Source organism: Cetobacterium somerae ATCC BAA-474 (assembly GCF_000479045.1).
Lineage (GTDB): Bacteria > Fusobacteriota > Fusobacteriia > Fusobacteriales > Fusobacteriaceae > Cetobacterium_A > Cetobacterium_A somerae.
In genome coordinates, this window is the sequence record NZ_KI518098.1 from 1 (window position 1) to 3,973 (window position 3,973).

At 27.3% G+C, this 3,973-nt stretch carries 4 protein-coding genes and 2 tRNA genes; all 6 read left to right on the forward strand.

Annotated elements, in window-relative coordinates:
- Positions 1-55 precede the first annotated feature (55 nt).
- Positions 56-131, forward strand: a tRNA-Thr gene (locus HMPREF0202_RS03305).
- A 2-nt stretch (positions 132-133) separates the two neighbouring features.
- Positions 134-216 (forward strand) — tRNA-Leu (locus HMPREF0202_RS03310).
- Positions 217-342: 126 nt separating this feature from the next.
- Entirely contained in the window at positions 343-1,227 is an 885-nt protein-coding gene (locus tag HMPREF0202_RS03315) for a hypothetical protein (RefSeq protein WP_023051967.1), read from the forward strand.
- Entirely contained in the window at positions 1,157-1,735 is a 579-nt protein-coding gene (locus HMPREF0202_RS03320) for a Maf family protein (protein ID WP_040406238.1), read from the forward strand. Before HMPREF0202_RS03315 ends, HMPREF0202_RS03320 begins: the two co-directional genes overlap by 71 nt.
- A gap of 21 nt (positions 1,736-1,756) precedes the next feature.
- On the forward strand, positions 1,757-2,803 hold the full coding sequence (gene mreB, locus HMPREF0202_RS03325; protein WP_023051969.1) for a rod shape-determining protein: 1,047 nt from the start codon (positions 1,757-1,759) through the stop codon (positions 2,801-2,803).
- Positions 2,804-2,814: 11 nt separating this feature from the next.
- A partial coding sequence (locus HMPREF0202_RS03330; RefSeq protein WP_023051970.1) for a hypothetical protein occupies positions 2,815-3,973 on the forward strand: 1,159 nt, incomplete at its 3' end.

Consider the following 3,973-nt stretch of genomic DNA (forward strand, 5'->3'; position numbering starts at 1 on the left):
GCGAGTTCGACCCTCGTCACTCCCGCCATTAATTTTTTTTATAAAGTAAATAAAAGCCGCTTTAGCTCATCTGGTAGAGCAACTGACTTGTAATCAGTAGGTGATTGGTTCGACTCCGATAAGCGGCACCACTGCGAGGGTGGCGGAATTGGCAGACGCACCAGACTTAGGATCTGGCGTTTCGACGTGAGGGTTCAAGTCCCTCCTCTCGCACCACTTTATGACTAATAACAGTAGACTTCAACGAAGTCTACTTTTTTTTTATCCAAATCTTAATTGCTTGAAAACTATATATCTCTATGGTACAATAATATGAAAAAAGTTTAATAAAAAGGTGCTTGAATGAAAAAAATAAAGTGGTTATTTAGTTTTAAATATATATATATAATTTCATTGATTTACTTTTTTTTAGGATATTTTTATCCTAATCTTTTGCAAATAAATAATATATATCTATATATAAAAGAGTATTTTGGAATATATGAAAAGTTACTATGGATATTTTTAGTGGGATATGGTTTTTCAATGTTTATGAAAAATCCAAATAAAAGAGTTGTTCTGAAAACGAGGTTATTTTTTATGATTATTTTGGGAATAGCTACAGGATATCTTTATTTATTAGATAGTTTAAAAGAACAAATGGAAGGAACAATGGATTCAATTCAACAGTATGTTATTCAAGTTGGTCTATTAAACATTAACTTAGGTTATATTGAATTATATACATTTTTAAAGATATTTCCAAATGTTAAAACTAATGTGTTTGCAGGCAGCTTAATTTTCATAATTTTTCTATCTGTAATTGTAATTTGTGGAAAAATGATAAGAAAATTAATTTTATCAGTTATTAATTTTTTTAAAGGACAAATTCTTAGAATTAAAGAGGAAAGAAGATTAAAAGAGGAGCAAATTAGGTTAGAGAAACAAGCTAAGCTAGAAAAAGATATCTATGATGAAATATGTAATATCCAAAAAGCTTATCAGGAGAAAGATCTTTTAGAAATGGAAGTAAAAGAAGCCAATTTAGAGGAAGTCCCTGAAAATGATTTGATATTACAAGTAAATATTTCTCAAGAATTTGAAGAAAACTTAGAAAATATAGTTGTAGAAAATGAAGAAGATAAAGAAAATGATATAGAAAGGATAGATGAAGACGATGATATTAGCATCCAAATCCCCGAGAAGGAAAGAGATATTAGCACAGTTGGGATTTCAACTGCAAATTAAAAGTAAGGATATAGAAGAAATAAGTGATAAAGTAGAGATTGTGGAACAAATAAAAGATATTTCTTTAAAAAAGGTTATGGCAGTAGCTGTAGAAAATCCAAAAGAGTTTGTTGTAGGAGCTGACACAGTTGTTGTAATAGATGGGAAAATTTTGGGAAAACCTAAGAGTGAAATGGATGCTGAAAAAATGTTAAAATCTCTATCTGGAAAAAATCATGAAGTGATAACGGCTTATACATTAATAAATCTAGAGAAAAATATAAAAATAACAAATTCTGTAGAGAGCACAGTTTATTTTAAGCAGATAAGTGATGAAGAGATAAAATGGTATATAAAGAGTGGAGAGCCTATGGATAAAGCTGGAGCTTATGGAATTCAGGGATTAGGTTCAATTTTTGTAGATAAAATAGATGGAGATTTCTTTGCAATTATGGGGTTTCCAATAAATCATTTTATAAAAACTTTAAACAATTTAAAAATACCAATAGAAAGTTTAAATAAAATATAAATTAATTTAAGGAGAGTTGTAATGAAAAAAATATTTGGAAAAGTTTTAGGAATATTTTCAGATGATTTAGGAATAGATTTAGGAACTTCAAATACATTAATCTGTGTGAAAAATAAAGGAATCATAATGAATGCTCCATCAGTTGTAGCTATTAATACAAAAACAAAAGATATTTTTGAAGTTGGAGATAAAGCTAAACAAATGATAGGAAGAACACCTCATACAGTTGAAGCTATAAGACCTCTTAAAAACGGAGTTATTGCAGATTATGAAATAACTGAAAAGATGTTAAGAGAGTTTTATAAAATTGTAAATAGAGGAAAAAGTTTATCAAGTCCAAGAGTTATTATATGTGTTCCAGCTGGAGTAACTCAAGTAGAAAAAAGAGCCGTTATGGATGTAACAAGAGAAGCTGGAGCAAGAGAAGCTTATTTAATAGAAGAGCCTATGGCAGCAGCGATAGGAATTGGATTAAATATATTTGAACCTGAAGGAAATATGGTTGTTGATATTGGTGGAGGAACTACTGAAATTGGAGTAATATCTTTAGCAGGAATAGTGAAAACGTCATCTTTAAAAATAGCTGGAGATAAATTTGATTCTTTAATCATAGATTACATTAGACAGAAGCATAACCTATTTATTGGTGAAAAAACAGCTGAAGAGATAAAAATTGCAGTTGGAGCAGTAACAGATTTAGAAGAGGATATTTTTATTGAAATTAGCGGAAGAAACGCATTAAGTGGATTACCTAAAAATGTAAAAGTTTATTCATCTGAAATTGCAGAAGCTTTAGAAGAAGCTGTAGTTTTAATAATAGAAGAGATAAAAGGTATTCTTGAAAAAACTCCACCAGAATTATCTTCTGATATAAAAAGAAAAGGAATCTATTTAGCTGGAGGAGGAGCTCTATTAAGAGGAATTGATAAGAGAATAGCTGAAAGCTTAAGTTTAGAGGTTACTGTTGCAGAAGATCCTTTAAATGCAGTTGTAAATGGAATTCAACAACTTTTAAAAGAATTTGATAAATATAAAAGAGTTTTAATTTCTCCTGAAAGTGACTATTAAAAAGAGGCACTATGAAGAGAATAATATTACTAATTTTATTTGTATCTTCAATATTGAGAGCGAACTATCTCATCACAAATGGTGAGATAGCTCTTTTTTATGATGGCAAAAATAATATTTTAACAAATGTAAAGGCTAGAGAGTTTAGTAAGGATGTACTATCAAATTTACAAATATTATTAATAAAAGATTATAAAATATATAGAGCAAGAAATTACTATACACAAACAAAATTTATAGATGGTAAGAATATTTTTTATATGAAATACAATATAAACAATAATATTGTGGAATCATATATAGTATTATCTAATGAAAACAAGAATGATATGTTTATTTATACTAATTTAAATGGTGTTAAATGGAATGAACCATATAAGTTAGTTTACAAGTTTTCTCCGTTAATCTTAGAAGGAAATGTTGAAAATAAAGATGGATATTATAAATATGATATGTTGAATTTTTCTAAAGATGACAAATCTAATATTCTTGTAGCAACAGAAAGAGATTTTGAAAATTTTAAAGTAAAGTCATTAGAAACTACTTTATTAAAAGGATTAAATGAACGAATATACTTGGTAAAAGATATTGAGAACAAAAAAGATGATTCTTTAGAAATAGTATTTAGTAAAAAGAAACCAAGATTTTCAAATATTTCTTTTGCAGAAGTTATGGCTAGAGAACAGAAGTTTTGGGATAACTTTAATAAAAAATATTATTATTTAAGAGATACAGTTATCAACCAAATAAAAAAACTTTATTTGATATCTTTTAGTAATCAAAACAGTTTAAATATGAACATGAGTAGAGCAAAGTATATGGAGCAATTGAAAGTCATATATTTAAATGGTATATTAAATAGAGAAAGATTAATTCCAGAGTTTAACTTTGATAGAGGCGATAGTATTCAAAATATGTTTACATATTATTATTATATAAAATTATCTAATTTGAAAGAGAACAGTGATGCTAAAACCTTATTAAGAAATAATTTTATAAAAGTTAAAGAGGATATTCAAGAATCTTATAAAAGTATAACAAATAAAGAGGGCGATTGGTTAGAAAATAGTTTGGTATTTTATAATTTTTTATTAGAGATAGAAAAATTAGAAAAAAATGAGTTATTATTTAATGAAATAGAATTAATGAAAGAAGATATAAGAGGAAAAG